Source organism: Sphingomonas sp. BK036, assembly GCF_004216825.1.
Lineage (GTDB): Bacteria > Pseudomonadota > Alphaproteobacteria > Sphingomonadales > Sphingomonadaceae > Sphingomonas.
This window is the reverse complement of the sequence record NZ_SGXR01000009.1, coordinates 14,995-31,331: the sequence shown is the minus strand read 5'-3', so window position 1 is coordinate 31,331 and position 16,337 is coordinate 14,995. Positions and strand designations below refer to the sequence as shown.

Annotated in this window: 15 protein-coding genes and 1 tRNA gene; 6 read left to right on the top strand and 10 right to left on the bottom strand. The window is 66.1% G+C overall.

The window, feature by feature from the left end:
• Positions 1-145 precede the first annotated feature (145 nt).
• On the top strand, positions 146-967 hold the full coding sequence (locus tag EV283_RS17975) for a Crp/Fnr family transcriptional regulator (protein WP_165391838.1): 822 nt from the start codon (positions 146-148) through the stop codon (positions 965-967).
• Positions 968-977: 10 nt separating this feature from the next.
• On the opposite strand, the gene EV283_RS19275 is transcribed toward EV283_RS17975, so the two are convergent.
• Positions 978-1,121, bottom strand: coding sequence for a hypothetical protein (locus EV283_RS19275; protein WP_156359738.1), 144 nt, complete (start codon positions 1,119-1,121; stop codon positions 978-980).
• Between the two features lie 179 nt (positions 1,122-1,300).
• Between EV283_RS19275 and EV283_RS17970 the strand changes: the two genes are divergently transcribed.
• The 3 genes from EV283_RS17970 to EV283_RS17960 all read left to right on the top strand — a co-directional run bounded on the left by EV283_RS17970 (position 1,301) and on the right by EV283_RS17960 (position 2,776).
• Positions 1,301-1,603, top strand: coding sequence for a hypothetical protein (locus EV283_RS17970; protein ID WP_130327793.1), 303 nt, complete (start codon positions 1,301-1,303; stop codon positions 1,601-1,603).
• Positions 1,600-1,848: a hypothetical protein gene (locus EV283_RS17965; RefSeq protein WP_130327791.1), complete on the top strand. Its 249-nt coding sequence runs from the start codon at positions 1,600-1,602 to the stop codon at positions 1,846-1,848. Before EV283_RS17970 ends, EV283_RS17965 begins: the two co-directional genes overlap by 4 nt.
• Positions 1,849-2,074: 226 nt before the next feature.
• The gene (locus EV283_RS17960) at positions 2,075-2,776 is read left to right on the top strand and encodes an HAD family hydrolase (protein ID WP_130327789.1); all 702 of its coding nucleotides are present in this window, start codon (positions 2,075-2,077) and stop codon (positions 2,774-2,776) included.
• 26 nt (positions 2,777-2,802) lie between these two features.
• On the opposite strand, the gene EV283_RS17955 is transcribed toward EV283_RS17960, so the two are convergent.
• The 6 genes from EV283_RS17955 to EV283_RS17930 form a co-directional block, all read right to left on the bottom strand.
• Positions 2,803-3,834 (bottom strand): hypothetical protein, encoded by a 1,032-nt coding sequence (locus tag EV283_RS17955; protein ID WP_242616062.1) that lies wholly within the window; start codon positions 3,832-3,834, stop codon positions 2,803-2,805.
• 70 nt (positions 3,835-3,904) lie between these two features.
• On the bottom strand, positions 3,905-4,828 hold the full coding sequence (gene glsA / locus EV283_RS17950) for a glutaminase A (RefSeq protein ID WP_130327787.1): 924 nt from the start codon (positions 4,826-4,828) through the stop codon (positions 3,905-3,907).
• 275 nt (positions 4,829-5,103) lie between these two features.
• Positions 5,104-6,000 (bottom strand): DMT family transporter, encoded by an 897-nt coding sequence (locus tag EV283_RS17945; RefSeq protein WP_130327785.1) that lies wholly within the window; start codon positions 5,998-6,000, stop codon positions 5,104-5,106.
• Between the two features lie 207 nt (positions 6,001-6,207).
• Entirely contained in the window at positions 6,208-6,588 is a 381-nt protein-coding gene (locus EV283_RS17940; protein WP_242616070.1) for a GFA family protein, read from the bottom strand.
• A 418-nt stretch (positions 6,589-7,006) separates the two neighbouring features.
• Positions 7,007-7,402: a hypothetical protein gene (locus EV283_RS17935; RefSeq protein WP_130327781.1), complete on the bottom strand. Its 396-nt coding sequence runs from the start codon at positions 7,400-7,402 to the stop codon at positions 7,007-7,009.
• A 97-nt stretch (positions 7,403-7,499) separates the two neighbouring features.
• Positions 7,500-7,575 (bottom strand) — tRNA-Thr (locus EV283_RS17930).
• 134 nt (positions 7,576-7,709) lie between these two features.
• Between EV283_RS17930 and EV283_RS17925 the strand changes: the two genes are divergently transcribed.
• Both EV283_RS17925 and EV283_RS17920 read left to right on the top strand, forming a co-directional pair.
• Complete coding sequence (locus tag EV283_RS17925; protein ID WP_130327779.1) at positions 7,710-8,876, top strand: hypothetical protein; 1,167 nt, start codon at positions 7,710-7,712, stop codon at positions 8,874-8,876.
• Between the two features lie 76 nt (positions 8,877-8,952).
• Positions 8,953-13,569 carry an NAD-glutamate dehydrogenase domain-containing protein gene (locus EV283_RS17920; protein WP_130327777.1) on the top strand — a complete coding sequence of 1,539 codons (4,617 nt, stop codon included), beginning with the start codon at positions 8,953-8,955 and terminating at the stop codon, positions 13,567-13,569.
• Positions 13,570-13,716: 147 nt separating this feature from the next.
• Here the strand turns inward: EV283_RS17920 and EV283_RS17915 are convergent, their stop codons facing one another.
• From EV283_RS17915 to EV283_RS17905, 3 genes are all read right to left on the bottom strand, one after another.
• The gene (locus tag EV283_RS17915) at positions 13,717-14,835 is read right to left on the bottom strand and encodes a PepSY-associated TM helix domain-containing protein (RefSeq protein ID WP_130327775.1); all 1,119 of its coding nucleotides are present in this window, start codon (positions 14,833-14,835) and stop codon (positions 13,717-13,719) included.
• 73 nt (positions 14,836-14,908) lie between these two features.
• Positions 14,909-15,592, bottom strand: coding sequence for a Fe2+-dependent dioxygenase (locus EV283_RS17910; protein ID WP_130327773.1), 684 nt, complete (start codon positions 15,590-15,592; stop codon positions 14,909-14,911).
• The gene (locus EV283_RS17905; protein WP_130327771.1) at positions 15,586-16,332 is read right to left on the bottom strand and encodes a tetratricopeptide repeat protein; all 747 of its coding nucleotides are present in this window, start codon (positions 16,330-16,332) and stop codon (positions 15,586-15,588) included. The genes EV283_RS17910 and EV283_RS17905 overlap by 7 nt, the downstream gene beginning before the upstream one ends.
• Positions 16,333-16,337 lie beyond the last annotated feature (5 nt).

Below are 16,337 nucleotides of genomic sequence, written 5' to 3'. Positions count from 1 at the left end.
CGTCGAGCGCCTGTTCGAGGGAAACGGTCATGGGGACTCCTATAGTCTCACAGGCAGCAACCCCGATCTTGATACAATGGTTGCGGTACGGAACCGGACAGAGCCCTGATCCCTTTGAGGTCCAGACCTTTTTCAGGAAATGACGATGACGTGGAAGATGTTCGGAACAGCCGAGCCCGATGTCCTGACCGAGCCGTTTCGACAGTGCGATACGAAGAACCTGTTGCTGCGGAGCCTGAGCGCGCAGGATTTCGCGCTGCTCGCCCCGCATTTGACCCGCGTGCCGTTTTCGATCGGCGATCCGCTGTCGCATGCGGGCGATGCGATCGACAGCCTGTGCTTTCCGGAAGAGGGCATCGCTGGCGTGCTCGATGCGCTCGACGGCGATCATCGCTACGCCGTCGGACTGATCGGGGCGGAAGGCTTTGTCGGCTGGCCGCTCCTCCTCGGCAATAGCCGATCGCCCTATGACGTGGTGATGCGCGCCGAGCGCGGCGAGGCGCTGCGCATCGCGGCGGAGCACTTCGCCGCCGCCGCCGAGCAGAGCGTGACGCTGCGCCTGTCGCTGTTGCGGTTCGTCAACGTCTTCATGATCCAGATGGGGCGGACGATCGTCTCGTCGCTCGCGCATTCGATCGAGCGGCGGATGGCGCGCTGGATCCTGCTCTACCATGACCGGGTCCGCGACGACGATATCTGCATGACGCACGAGGAATTCAGCCTGATGCTCGGCGTCCGTCGCAGCAGCGTCACCGATGCGCTCCACCGGCTCGAGGAGGAACGGGCGATCCGCGCGGGTCGCGGCCGCATCACCGTGCGCGACCGTGCCAAGCTGATGCTGCTCGCCGCGGACACCTATGGCCATGCTGAGGCGGAATATCGTCGCCTGCTGGGGGATGATCGCGGCCTGTCGCCACGGCCGGCAAGTCAAGGTCAGGACGTGGCTGTGGCGACGTCTTTGGGCTAGCGCCGCCCGGTCAGACCTCTGGCCGAGCCATCGCCTCGAGTGCTTCGGAGATCAGCGCCGCGACCACGATCCAGCCGAGCGCCTCGGCCTCGGCCAGCGCATCTTCCAGATGTTCGCACAGCCGTTGTTCGGGTTTCAGCGCGCGTTGCGGCATACACCATTCCCATCCGGAGGACCTCGGCCTCGAAAGCCTTTGCTCTGGCACGAATGTTTATGGTCCACCCCCGAATGCGTCAATTGCGGCGGACCGGTCCTGCGCGACGCCGCGCGCATGGCACCGCGGGCGGTCTCGCGTGTTGATGCTCCACGCCACCCCGGCTGGGAGAGACCAAGATGAAATTGATCGGAAAATTCGATACGCGGCGCGAAGCCGAGATGACCGTCGAGCGGCTGGTCCAGCAATTCGACATCGACCGGGCCAAGGTCGTCGTCGCACCCGATGGCGCCGCAAACTCGGCGGGCATCGAGGAAGCGGGCTCCGACAACGCCGCAGGCGCGCCGAGCCCCGAGCCGCGCGACGATGCCGAGCTGAACGGCAAGGTCGTGGTGACTGTTGACGTCGCCGACGATGCCACCGCCGATGAGGTTCGTGCCGCGTTCGCCGAGTTCGACGCGTCGGAGCAGGCGGCAAAGTGACGACGCCGGATACCCCGACGCCGGATACCGCGACACTGGCCCGCCAGCGCGAAATCGCGACCGAGCATCTGCTGTTCAAGCTGATGGAATATGTCGAGGACCGTCACAGCGGCCTGCTCGATTTCATGGAGAACAGCCTCGATCACCTCGGCGATCCGGCGACCGACGCGACCAAGGACGACGACGCGGTCCGCCTGATCGCCCGCAAGATGATCGCGGGCGCACGCAAGCAAGGCGTACGCTGACCCATTGCATCGCCGTCACGCTTGAGATCCGCCGGCGAAGGCCAGGAGATCGAGCGGGCGGCGATCCGGGATGCGCTGAAGAGCAGACGACGTGTCGGTCCGGTCAGTCCGACTGGTGGGATCGAATGATAGTCGCGTTGCCTAGACGATCTGGCTTGATGGTGTACGGCGCACGCTGCCGGTAGATAGGCATCGCTCGGCAGAAACCGGTGTGTAAAACGTGACCATGACGATCCGCCTCATCTGCCTCGATGCCGACGACACGCTCTGGCACAATATGCGGCATTTCAATGCGGCCGAGGCTGCGCTGCTCGAGATGCTGCGCCCGTTCGCCGACGCGCACGTTGCTCGCCCGGCGCTGGAAGCGTGCGAGGCGCGCAACCTGCCGCTCTACGGGTACGGCGCGAAGGGTTTTACGCTGTCGATGATAGAGACCGCGGTCGAGCTTTGCGGTACCGACCTGAAGCCCACCATGGTCGCGGACATCCTGGCGGCAGGCCGGTCTCTGCTCGCACACCCCGTCGAGTTGTTCGACGGGATCGCGCAGACGCTGGAGGATCTGGCGGATCGCGGTCGGCTGGTCCTCGTCACCAAGGGCGACCTGTTGCATCAGGAAGCGAAGCTCGCCGCGTCTGGCCTCGGTGATCGCTTTGCCGGTGTCGAGATCGTCAGCGACAAGACCGCCGATACCTTCACGCGACTGTTCGAACGATATGCGGTGCAGCCCGCCGAGGCGGTGATGGCGGGGGACTCGATGCGCTCCGATGTCCGTCCGGCGCTGGAGGCGGGTGCCTGGGCCGCCTATGTCCCGCAGGAAGGTGCCTGGGCGCATGAGCATGCATTGCCGCCCGAGGATTCGGACCGCTTCGCCACGCTCGAGAGCCTGGCCGAACTGCCCGCGCTGATCGATCGTATCAATCGCGGTTGACTCTTCGGTTCAGGCAGGCGCCCTGGTCAGAGCGCTTTCGGGTCGATCGTCATCTGCTTGCCCTTCATCGTACCGCTGCGTTTGCCGCTTCCGACCAGATCCCACACCTGCTTGGGCGAAGGCAGGGCCGTGAACGACGGAAAGACCGACGTCGTACCTTCGACATCCTCCAGCGACACTGCATAGGTCCCGCTCTTGTCGACCTGGCCCATCAGCGAAGGATAGACGCTGACGACACGGCCGGCATCGTAGAGCGCCATGACATAGCCACCCGTGCTCGTGCTTGACCGATAGACGCCGTATTCGGTGCTCGCGGTGCCGTCACGGCACCAGGTTGGACGCGGCACGGGCGGCGCAGACTTCTGGTCCGTTTTTGCCTTGGCGGCCATGGTGCTGGCCATCAGCGACATCAGCAGATCAGAACCGTTTGGCTTGGCCTGTTTGGCCTTCGTGAACGTCAGCGGCGTGGCGCAAGTTGCGATCGGAACGGTCGCAATAGTCGCCGTAGTGGCAGAGGGCGGCCAACGGACGGCCTTGATCGCCTGTTGCAGGCGGGCATCGAGCTGGTCCGAGGTCAGCGTCTTCGCACTCATGCGAAGGCTGACGATCCATTCGCCGACCGGTACGACCGCGAGCGCGGTGCTCCGATACGCGCCGCCGGGTGCGGCATAGACTTGGCGCAGGGACGTTGCCGTCCCGCTGTTCGCTGCGGCGAAGGCGATCGGGTCGGCGCTCGCCGGAGCGGCATGGCGGAAGATGTCGCGCGTTTCGAGCGCGGTCTGCGACCGATCGAACCACAACCCCACATCGGGAATCGCCGGGTGGAAGAGATAGATCGTCGCGAACACGCTCTTGTCCGCCGCGTCATATTGCGCAGCCACGTCATGCTCGGTCTCGGTCGCATCGGTGAGCGCGGTGCGCGCAAGACCGGCCAGTTGCGGCATGAGGATCAGGCCTGTCTCGGCATGTTTCCAACCCTTGTCGGCCGGCACCCCCAGATCCCGCGCCGCGACCGGCGTTGCGACTATCAACGCCAACACCAGCATCCACCTGTTCACGCGCGTTCCCCTTTTGCGGGATCATGTGCCGGCTTCGCCTTGGTGACAAGCTTGTGCGGAAACGCTCCCCTCAGGCGATCGGAGGACCGAAGACGGACCAGCCGGTGCGCGCGTTGAGCATCTCGAGCGCACGCACGCCGAGCATCGAATTGCCGTGCTGATCCAGATTGGGCGACCACACCGCGATCGAGGCGATGCCGGGCGCGATCGCGAGGATGCCGCCGCCGACGCCGCTCTTGGCCGGAAGCCCGACGCGGACGGCGAAGTCGCCCGAACCGTCGTAATGGCCGCACGTCATCATCAGCGCGAGCGTCGTCCGCATCCGCTTGGCGCGGTCGTCCGTGGCATCGGCAGCCATGCCCGTATCCGCCAGGTAGCATCCGGCCTGTGCAAGGCCGACGCAATCCACGCTGACGGCGCACTGCCGCGCATAAGTGTCCATGACCACGTCGATCGGCGAGCGGGCGTTGTCGTGATGCGCCATGAAATGGAGCATGGCACGGTTGAGATCGCCGCCCTCATTCAGCACGTCTTGGTCAAGTGCCACCGCCGCTTTCGACGTGGCCTCCCTGATCCCGCCCTTCACGAGATCGATCACGGCATCGCGGGCACCATCGCCGAACTGCTCGACCAGCATGTCGACGATGACCAATGCGCCGGCGTTGATGAACGGATTGCGCGGAATGCCCTGGGTTCGCTCAAGATCAATCACCGAGTTGAACGGATCGCCCGAGGGCTCGCGCCCGACCCGTTCGAACACCGTATCGCCAAGCTTCTCGAGCGCCAGACTGAGCGCAAAGACCTTCGAGATGCTCTGGATCGGGAAGGTTTCGGCTGATCCTGCCCGGATCAGCGGGCCATCGACCATTGCGATCGCCATCCCGAACGGTCCGGGTGTGAGACCCGGCGTCTTTGCGTCCGCCGCGTTCTCGATCTCGTGCGCCTCGGCCTGGATCTTAGCGGCGATTTCGGAGGCGATCTGGTCGAGATTCATTGCTGCGTGGCTCCCTGTAAGTCCCCTCAACGATCCCGCGGCGTTCGGTCTCCCTCTTGTCCTCTCGCGCGGCGATGGGTCGCCATGGACGTAGGACAGCTTTCACGTCGATGCGGACCGATACGCGGCCACGATCGAACATGAGTCGGCCTTGAGGTGCGGTAGTGTGACGAGAATCCTGTTCGTGGGCAGTCAGAACCGCCTCCGCAGCCGGTGCAGCGTGCACAATGCATTGCGCACCCGGTCTCACTTAGGCTCGGAAAAGCTTCAAGGGCCTAGTCCACCGACAGACCATGCGTCGCATCGGCGACATGGCTGGCATCAACGCGTTCACCCCTGACAACGACGATACTGCCCAGGACGATCAACACCCCGCCAAGCAGGAGCGGCCACCCCGCCGGATCGCCGAACACGCCGATGCCGAGCGTGGCGCCGACCAAGGGCTCGATGTTGATGAAAACGCCGGCACTCGCGCTGTCGACGCGCGTCGCGCCGTACTGCCACGCCGCGGTTGCCAGAAAGGTCGAGAGCAACCCCTGCCCCAGGATCCCCGCCCATGCCGACGTACTTAAGGCGAGCGGCGGGGCCCCATGTAGGAACAACGCGATCGGCAATATCGTGGCGGTCGCGACCACCAGCGTCACTGCGGGCACGGCCATCGCCGACCGCGTGACCGGCACGCGCTTCAGCACCAGCAGCCAGGCGAGAAAGATCAGCAGCGACAGCAATGACAGGGCAATGCCGATCGCGGTGCCCGCGCCGCCCGGCTTCCCCGCGATCAGCGCAGCCCCGATCGTGACCGCAGCCACTCCCATCCAGGACGCCCGGGTTACGCGTTCGCCCATCAGATGCGCCGCTACCGCGATCAACGCCGGCATTGCCCCGACCAGCAAAGCGGCCAGCGTCACGGTGACACCCGCCAAGCCCTCGAACTGGACGATGAAGGCAAGGCCGTAGAACGCCCCCGCCAACACCACCGGTGGCGATCTGAACAAGGCACGCGCTTCGGCGCTTGCCAGTGCGAAAGGCAAGGCAACAATGGTGGAAACGGCAAAGCGCAGCAGCACCATATGTGCAGGCTCCACTTCACGGATCACGAGCTTACCCAGCGGGAATCCGAGACCCCAGAAAAGGCCCGCAACAGCGAGAGCGAGGAAGGCGAGGCGGTTCATCCAGGCTCGCTGCCAGAGTCTTTGCCAGAAGGCGATAGAGACGTCCGGGCGCCGCGCGACGGTCGCAATTTCTACGCTTCCCGCGCACCTGACGCCACTGACATGACAATCCCGCTCGAATGATGCGGTCGAAATTGAAGGACGGAGTTGCGGAGGATTGCAGACCCTCGGCGTTAGGGATCGAGTCCGAGCAAAGTTGACGTTGGCCTATGTCTTCGGTGACCAGTCCACGGTATCAAAGTCAGGGTGCTGGAAAGATATAATTCCTGCCAGATGAGCAGCGGCTTGCGGCTCATCTATTGGGTGTTCGGGCAAATCTGCCAATACAGCAAAGTCCGCGATGCGCCCAGGCGAGGCAAGCTGCTCGCACAGCTTGACCAAGTGCGGTTTATCCATGGCGCCAACCGCGAAACTGATGTTCCCCTCATCATATTCAAACGTCAGGGGGGCGCCACACTCCCGGCAAAATCCACGACGGACCTTATTTGAGCTCCGAAAATAACCGGGCTCGCCTCGGGTCCACGTCACTGCAGCGAAGGGCGCTCTGACGTAGGGTCCGAACAGCCCGCCCGTTGCCTTTTGGCACATCCGACAATGGCAGATGGAGCCGTCTTCCAGTTCGCCCTCGACCCGGAACCGCACCGCTCCGCACTGACAGCCTCCGGTACTGATCGTCATGACCGGAGCGTTTCATATCAGCGAGACATTCGCAATAGTGCGGGAGCGGAACGGTCGTTTTCGGGCGGACGGGCGGACGGGCGGGGGTCGATAGCCGACATTGCGAAGCCGCCGCCTTTCATAAAAGATCGGAGATTTGGCAAAGCCAGAACATCGACATGAAGGACGCAGAGTGGATACGCGACCTCTTCAGTATGATGACCGTCAACATCTGCCGCGGAGATATACTATAGGGATAATATTATCTCATTCATGCGATTTTTATAATTTCACACCCCTAGGTTGGATCTTTTTTTCTCCGTATTCTTATATCAAATTAATATAGTCTCTAAATACTTCCCCTAATACATCTAGCCATCCGACCAGCGCCTGCATCCATTCGTGCTATAGAATCTGATCTCAAGACGATCGACGACATGGTGTCAAAGTCGATCTCCGCACACTCGTACATCGCCTCGCCTTCGGCACTAGATCGGGCGGGGATCATGAGGACCAGCGTAAGCGGAATGGCCGGCATGCTGAGCGTGCAGCGGTGCCGCAGGTAGCAGCCGGCGCAGTCCTCCTGGCGCGCGCCATAGCGGATGAAGCCGTTCTGGCCGACATCGCCGCGGCCCTGCGCGAAGTAGCGGTTGCGGGGACGGCGGACATAGCTGTCGCCTCCCAAATCATAGCGGAAGTCCGCTTGCGAAAAAGTGCCGTCGCGACGGCCCGACTTGCCGAACACGGAACTGTGCGGTTGCCAGCGCGATACCAAAACTCAGAATCACCGAAGCTTCAGGCAAGAGAGCGCCCGAGAAAGCCGTTTTTTCGATAATTAAGGGTGGTGCCGCTTACAGGACTCGAACCTGTGACCCCCGCATTACGAATGCGATGCTCTACCAGCTGAGCTAAAGCGGCCCGATGACGGACGTATCCGGTCGAGGGGGCGGCAATTAACAGCGGTTTTGCGGGCTGACAAGCGGTTTGCGAATTTACCCGGTGTTTACCAAGCGTCGTGCACAACCGGCGCGACGGTACGGGGATCCTTGGGCATGACGATGGCACGCAGCGGAGATGGCGGACACGCCGCGGGGACAGACAGTCTCGCGCTCGCCGGCGCCCGAAACGCGCTCCACGCGGACGGTGTGCCGCCTGAGCCGCTCGGCGCGGATTCGACCGATGCGGGCGTCAACGACGTGATGTTCGATCTGGGTGGCGACGAGCGCCGGATGCATGTGCGCGCCTATAATCACTGGGTGTCGCTGCTGGATGGGCGCCCCTATCCCTCGATCGCGAACCTCGAACCCGAGACGATCACCGATTTCGGGCCGCACAGCGTGCTGCTCGATTTCAGCCACGGCATGGGCGATCCAAAGATCGCCTATCTCGGCCGGGCGCTGCGCGAGGAATGTGGGCTGGAGGGGCCGATCGCGACGATCGCCGACGTGCCGAGCCGCTCGCTGCTGTCGCGACTGACCGACCATTATCTGCAGATCATCGCCAACCGCGCGCCGATCGGTTTCGAGGCGGAATTCGTCAGCAGCCGGGGGCGCACGACTCTGTACCGCGGAATCCTGATGCCGTTCGCCTCGGGCGGCACCACGATCGACTTCATCTACGGCGTGATCAACTGGAAGGAGCTGGCGGACGCCGACATGCAGGCGACGCTGGTGGCCGAGCTCGACGCCGCCGTCCGCGCGACGCCGCAGCCTTTGGGCGCGATCGCGCAGGTCTGGGCCGATGGTCCGAGCAGCGGTTTCGAAAGCGCCGGGCCGCCGGTGCAGGAGCTGGTGCTCGACTCCCCCCTGCCCTCCCAAATGCTGGCGCCGGAAGCGCTGCCGACCGGGCCGGTCGCCGAGCAGTTGGCGATGGCCCGCGAAAGCGCGGCACACCTGCGTGCCGCCGAAGCGCGGAGTCGCGCCGCACTCGATCGGGCATTGGGCCGGGCGCATGACCTCTGCGTCGCGGCCATGTGCGAGGGCGATGACTATGCCGCGATGCTCGCCGCCGCGTGCTTGCCGCAGGAGACGGTCACGCCGTTGCAGATCGTCACGCTGGTCTTCGGTCACACGATCGACGCCGCGCGGCTGGCGACGTTCGCTGCGGTACTGTCGCATGCGCAGCGCCACCAGGTGCCCGTCGGTGGCTTGCCAAGCTTTCTGCAGGGCTATGACGGCGACCTAGGCTCGATTGCGGCGGCCGAACGCGCCGCAGCTTAGGTGCGCTGCAGCATATCCCTTCGCACCTGCCACAAGCCTTGAGATAGGCGGACGGCGAGCGCATAGGCCCCAATCTATGGCGAACCAATCGTTGAAGACGCTCACCGAAACCCTTGCGGGCCGGTTGACCGAACGGGCCCTTCCGGGCGAACTGAAAGACTTCGGTCCGAGCGAGGTCGCGCAAGCCGCGGCATTCGTTGCGGCGACCGCGGCGCACCGCAGCGACGGTGCGCCGGCGATCGCGATCGAGCCGATCAGCGCGGACGACACGCGGCGGCGTATGCGCCTCGCGATCATCAACGACGACATGCCTTTCCTGGTCGATTCGATCGCTGCGGCGATCGGCGTGCAGGACATCGCGGTCGATCGGATCATCCATCCCGTCGTCCGGACGACGCGCGCGCCCGACGGCACGCTGCACGCGATCGACGCCGACGGCCATGGTGCCGGCCGCCCCGAATCAATGATCTATCTGGAGATGGAACGCGCCGATGCGCGTGACCGTCGCGGACTGATCGAGGATCTGACCGCGGTACTCGCCGATGTCCGCGCGGCGGTAACCGACTGGCGCGCGATGCAGGCCGCGCTCGACGACGACATCGCGATGCTCCCCGAGGGCGAGGGTGCGGCGCTGTTGCAGTGGTTCCTGAACGGGCACCTGACCCTGCTCGGCCACCAGATCTGGCATCGTGACGGCAGTGGTCGCGCGGCGCTGGGCATTGCGCGCAACGAACACCGCGTTCCGATCCTTGCCGCCGCGTCGCGCGCGCTGGCGATCGAGTGGTTCGAGGCGGGCAATGATTCGCCGCTGTTGCTCAAGTCGAACCTGATCTCGACCGTGCACCGCGCGGTGCCGCTCGACCTCGTCGTCGTGCCGGTCATGGAGGGCACGACGGTCGCCGGCCTGTCGATCTACAGCGGATTGTGGACCAGCGCCGCGCTGGCCGCGATGCCGCGCGACGTGCCGGTGCTGCGCACGCGACTGGCGGCGATGAAGGCGAAGTTCGGCTTCGACCCGCGTGGCCATGCCGGCAAGGCGCTGACGCATGCGTTCACGGCACTGCCGCACGATCTGGTGATCGCATTCGCCCCTGCCGCGCTCGAGGATCTGGCGCTGACCGCGATGAGCCTGGCGGATCGGCCGCGGCCGGCGCTCGTGCTGGTCGAATCACCGCTGGGCCGTCATTTGTTCGGGTTCGTCTGGCTGCCGCGCGACGACGTCACCACCAGCCGGCGCGTTGCGATCGGCGACATGCTGGCGGAAGCGGCAAATGCCAGCATCCTGAACTGGTCGATCGCGCTGGAGGACGGCGAGGTCGCGATGATCCGCTACACGCTCGATCTGCGCGGCGACGGACGGATGCCCGAGGTCGCACCGCTGGCGCTGCGGTTGCAGCGGATGGTGCGCGGCTGGGTGTCGGACGTCGAGGCCGCGCTGGTCGAGACGTTGCCGCCGCCGCGTGCGGCGCGACTGGCGCTCAAATGGGCCGCCGCATTCCCGCAAAACTATCGCAACCTCAGCACGCCCGCCGAGGCCGCCGAGGATATCCAGCGGATCGCCGCGCTTACCGATACCGATGGACGCGGCGTGCGCCTCGTCCCGGGTGAGGCCGGCGCCGATCCGCAGCTCAAGATCTACAAGCTGGGCGGCGCGCTGCCGCTGTCCGACGCCGTGCCGGTGCTGGAGAATTTCGGCTTCCGCGTGATCGGCGAGCTGCCGACGCGGCTGCGCGACGACAGTATTCCGTTCGTGCATGATTTCGTGCTCGAGGCGAATGCCGCGGCGCAGCAAAGCGATGCCAACATTCTCGAAGGCGCGATCGCTGCGGTATTGGAGGGCGCGGCCGAGAACGACGCGTTCAACCGGCTGATCGTCGAACTCGGCATGCGCCCTGACGCGATCGTGCTGTTCCGCGCGTGGTTCCGCTATCTGCGTCAGGCAGGGCTTCCCTACGGGCTGACCACCGTCGTCGACGCGTTGCGGCGCGCACCGAAGGTCGCGGCGGCGCTCATCGCGCGCTTCACGGCGGTCCATCACCCCGATCATCCGGGCAACGCGATCGAGGCGGACCAGGCGATCGAGACCGGGCTCGACGCGGTGTCGGCGATCGACGACGACCGCATCCTGCGCGCCTATCGCAACCTGATCGCGGCGACGTTGCGCACCAACGCGTTTGCACCCGCCGCGGCCGAAGCGCTCGCGTTCAAGCTCGACAGCCATCTGATTCCGGGTCTCCCCGCCCCCGTTCCGTGGCGCGAAGTGTGGGTCTATTCGCCGCGCGTCGAGGGCATCCATCTGCGTGCCGGCCCGGTCGCACGCGGCGGCCTGCGCTGGTCCGATCGTCGAGACGATTTCCGCACCGAGATCCTCGGGCTCATGAAGGCACAGCGCGTCAAGAACGCGGTCATCGTGCCGACCGGCGCGAAGGGCGGCTTCTATCCGAAGCAACTCCCCGCCCCGACGAACCGCGACGCGTGGCTGGCGGAGGGTACCGAGAGCTACCGGATCTTCATCCGCACCTTGCTGTCGATCACCGACAACATCGTCGAGGGCAAGGTCGTTCATCCGGACGGCGTGACGATCCTCGACGGCGAGGACCCGTATTTCGTCGTGGCGGCGGACAAGGGCACCGCGACGTTCAGCGACGTGGCGAACGCGCTCGCGCTCGAACGCGGCTATTGGCTGGGCGACGCGTTCGCGAGCGGCGGCTCGGTCGGCTACGACCACAAGGCGATGGGCATCACCGCCAAGGGCGCATGGCTCAGCGTCCAGCGGCACTTCGCCGAGCGCGGGCTCGACGTGCAGAGCGAGAGCATCACCGTCGTCGGCTGCGGCGACATGTCGGGCGACGTGTTCGGCAATGGCATGCTGCTGTCGAAGACGCTGAAGGTGATCGCGGCGTTCGATCACCGCCACATCTTCCTCGATCCCGATCCCGATCCGGCGGCAAGCTGGACCGAGCGCAACCGCATGTTCGCGCTGCCGCGGTCGAGCTGGGCGGATTATGATGCGACACTGATCTCGAAGGGCGGCGGCGTGTTCGCGCGCACCGACAAGATCGTGAAGCTGTCGAAGCAGGTGCAGGCCGCGCTTGGCGTGACGGCGAGCGAGATGGAGCCGGGCGCGCTGATCTCCGCGATCCTGAAGGCGCCCGCCGACCTGCTCTGGTTCGGCGGCATTGGCACCTATGTGAAGGCCTCGTCGGAAGCCAATGTCGCGGTCGGCGATCCGGCCAATGACCGGTTGCGCGTGAATGCCGAGGACCTGCGCGTCATCGCGATCGGCGAGGGCGCGAACCTGGGCGTCACGCAGGCCGCGCGCATCGCGTTTTCGGCGCGCGGCGGGCGGATCAACACCGACTTCATCGACAATTCGGCGGGCGTCGACTGCTCGGATAACGAGGTCAACATCAAGATCGCGCTCAACCGCGAGATGATCGAGGGCCGCCTCGCTTACGAGGATCGCAACACGCTGCTCGCCAGCATGACCGACGACGTCGCGCACCTCGTCCTGGAGGACAACCGCCTCCAGACGCTGGCGCTGTCGATCGCCGAGGCGGATGGCGCGGTAGCGATGCCGAGCTATGTCCGCGTGATCGAGACCTTCGAGGGCGCCGGCCGGCTCGACCGGGCGGTCGAAGGGCTCGCGTCGAACGATATCCTGCTGCGTCGCGGCCAGGACGGGCTCGGGCTCACGCGGCCCGAGCTTGCCGTGCTGCTGGCGACCGCCAAGCTCACCTTGCAGGATGCGATCGAGCATAGCGGTATCGCGGTCGACGATGCGTTGAAGCCCGATCTTCACGCCGCCTTCCCCGCCGCGATGCGCGAGCGGTTCGGCACGGCGATCGATGAGCACCGGCTGCGGCCCGAGATCGTCGCGACCAAGCTCGCCAACCGGATCGTCAACCGATTGGGCATCCTCTACCCGTTCGAACTGGCGGAAGAGGAAGGTGCGGCGATGGGCGATATCGCGGCGATGTTCGTCGTCGCCGAGCGCCTGTTCGACCTGCCGACGCTATGGGCGGAGATCGAAACCGCGGTCATGCCCGAGGCGGCGCGCATCGCGTTGTTCGACGAGGTGGCCGTCGCGACGCGCTCGCAGATCGCCGATCTGTTGCGCGTGTCGGCGCCGGGCACCGCGCCGGGCGAGGTGATGGCACGGCTCGCCAAGGGGATCACGCAGCTCGATCGCCAGACCGCGGCGTTGCTGCTCGAAGAGGCCAATGCGCAGAGCAGCCGGATCGCCGGACAGCTCGAGGCCGTCGGCGCACCGGGCGACCTGGTGCGCAAGGTCGTGCGGCTGTTCGAGATGGATGGCGCCATCGGGCTGGCCGATCTCGGTGAGCAGATGACGCTCGACGAGGCGGTCCTCACCCGCGCGTTCACGCATCTGGGGCAGGCGCTGGGGCTCGACTGGGCGCAGGCGAATGCGGCGCGGATCAGCCCGACCGATCCGTGGGAACGGCTCTTAATCGCGGGCCTCGCGCGCGACTTCCAGCAGTTGCGGCTGGAGTTCCTCGCACGGCGCGGCGCGCAGGATCCGCAGGGTGCGGTCGATGCGTGGCTGACGGCGAACGCAACGCGCGTGGCGCAATTCAAGGCGGTCATCGACCGCGCGCGTCATGCCGCGGTCCCGAATGCAGCGATGCTGGCGCAGATCGCCGGCCAGGCAAGGGTTCTGCTGGGCCGGTAATCCCTGAACCCCTCTCCCCTCCGGGGAGAGGGAGGGACCCGCACGCACTTGCGTGTGGGAGGGTGAGGGCACGCTTCCCAAGACACGTGCCCTCACTCTCCCGTCGCCTACGGCTCCTCCTTCCCTCTCCCCTGCAGGGAGAGGGTCTCAGGCAGCCCGCGCCGCCTTCTTGGCGGCCAGCTCCGCCTTCCAGCCCCGCGCGCGCCACCACATGATCACCCCGGTCACCGCCAGCACCGCGGGCAGGATCCCGCCGAGGAAGATGATCACCTGCCACAGCGCGCCCATGTCGGTGCCGTCGTGGATCCGTCGCATCCACCGCGCCACGCCCGTCTGCGGCCGTGCGGGGGCGGCCGTCGCGCCGCCGGTGTCGTCGGCGATCTTTACCCCGACCGGCGTGTTGCCGCGCGCGAACGTCACGGTCCAGTCGGCGCTGAGATCGGTCGGCCACGTGACGCTGCGCAACGGCGCGCCGCCGGCGAGAGCGCGCGCCTTGCCGATCGCCACGGCAAGCGGCTGCCCGGGTTTCGCGAGCGGCTTCGCGCGCATCATCGCGCCGCGATCGGGTCCGCCTCGCGGCCGCGAAGCCTCGCCGGTGATCTTGCCGAAGAATTGCGGGAACGAGATCCACGCGCCGGTCAACGACAGCACGAACAATGGCAGCGCGATCCAGAAACCGAACAGGTGATGCAGGTTGGTATCGGCGTTGCGATGGCGCCGATACCGCAGCCCGCGCGTCCATTTGCCGATCGTCGGCCACCACAGCCACAGCCCAGTAAAACACGACACCATCATCGCCACGCCAATCCAGCCGACGATCGACCTGCCGACTCCGGGCAGCTGGAGGCTGCCGTGCAGCACGTGGAGGAACCGCACGAGCCCGCCGTTCGACGCCGACACCTCCAGCACGCGCGCGGTCGGCGGATCGAGATACACCATCGTCCGCTGCGGCGGCCCCGGTCGCTTGGGCGCGACCCCGGCAGCGGCAGCGGCGACGACGACCGGACCGCCATCCTCGGGCATGGTCAGCTGTGCGATCCGCTCGCCATGCTTCAACCGGGTCATCGCCGCCGCGACATAGACATCAGGCCCCAGCACGGTCGTGCCCGAGACCGCATAGCGAGCCGGATCGACGATCCGGTCGAGCGCATCATGCCACACCAAGGCCGCGCCGCTGAGCGACAGCGGAATGATGAGGATCGCCAGGATCAGCCCGATCCACTTGTGGACCTGGAACCACGCCCGTCGCATCGCCAGCTTATTCATCGATTATTCCCCCGTTCGTCGAGCGTGGCATGGCGGGCCTACGCAAGTCCATCCATCCCCTTTCCCTGCGCGCTCAGACATCGGCCCAGCGGCGCAGCAGATTATGATACACGCCGGTCAGCCGCACGGTCGCCGGATCGCCCTGCCCCTGCGCAGCCGCGACCGCCTGCACGCCCTGGTCGAGATCGAACAGGATGCCGCGCGCACCATCGTCGCGCACCATCGACTGCAACCAGAAGAACGACGCGATACGCACCCCGCGCGTCACCGGCGCGACACGGTGCAGGCTGGAGGCGGGATAGAGCACCATGTGCCCCGCGGGCAGCTTGACCGATTGCGGCCCGAACCGATCCTCGATCACTAGCTCGCCGCCGTCATAGCTTTCGGGATCGGCGAGGAAGAGCGTCGCGGACAGATCGCTGCGGATGCGAAAATCGGAGCCGCGCTTGATCCGCACCGCATTGTCGACGTGCAGCCCGAAATCCTGCCCGCCGGCATAGCGGTTGAACAGCGGCGGAAAGACCTTGAGCGGCAGCGCGGCGGCGACGAACAGCGCCGACTGGCCGAGCGCATCAAGGATCATGCCGCCCGCCTCGCGCGCGGCGGCCGATTCCTCGGGCAATTGTTCGTTGCGCTTGGCCAGCGCGCTTTGCGGGCCCGAGGTCGCATTGCCGTCGATCCAGTCGGCCGCGTCGATCAGCGCGCGGACCCGCGCGACGCCGGCCGGATCGAGCACGTCGGGGATGGCGATCAGCACCGCGCCCCCTCCTGCAACGCCGCGACGCCACGCGTGCGGAATGCCGGGATCGCACTGGCGGCGAGCCACCCCTCGGCCTTGGCGAGAAACGCCGCATTCCCGCGCCGCCCCGCCTGTTGCAACCATCCCAACGCCATCTCGATCTCCCCCACCGCACCGAGCATCCGCGCGTGATTGAAACAACCGCGGAAATCGCCGCCTTCCGCCGCCCGGGCGTAACAGTCCGCCGCGCGGTCCAGATCGCGATCGCACGCCCACCCGTCTTCGGCAAAGCTCCCGACGAAGTTGAGCGCCTTCGCACTCGCGAGCCCCGAGTCCATCGCCGCCACCTTCTCCAGCAACGCCAGCGCGGCCGGCTTGTCCTCGGCCACGCCGTCGCCCAGCGCGAGCAAGGTCGCGTAATTATACATCGCCCAATCCAACCCGCGCTCCGCCGCGATCCGGTAGCACTGCGCCGCCCGCGCCTTGTCGACACGCGTGCCCCAGCCGAGATCGTAGCAGCGCCCGACCATGTTGAGCGCCATCACATGATGTTGGGCAGCCGCCTTCGTGAACCAGCCGAGTGCCGCGGCCGGATCGGCGGCGACGCCGGTGCCGTCGAGCAGCATCTGCCCATAGACCGCCTGCGCCTCCGCGACGCCCGCGTCCGCCGCCTCGCGCACGAACGCCGCGCGCTCCGCCGGACTTCCGGAGAGGCGCGCGGCGATGGCGTCGGGCGTCAGCGTATCGATCGCCGTCATCCCCA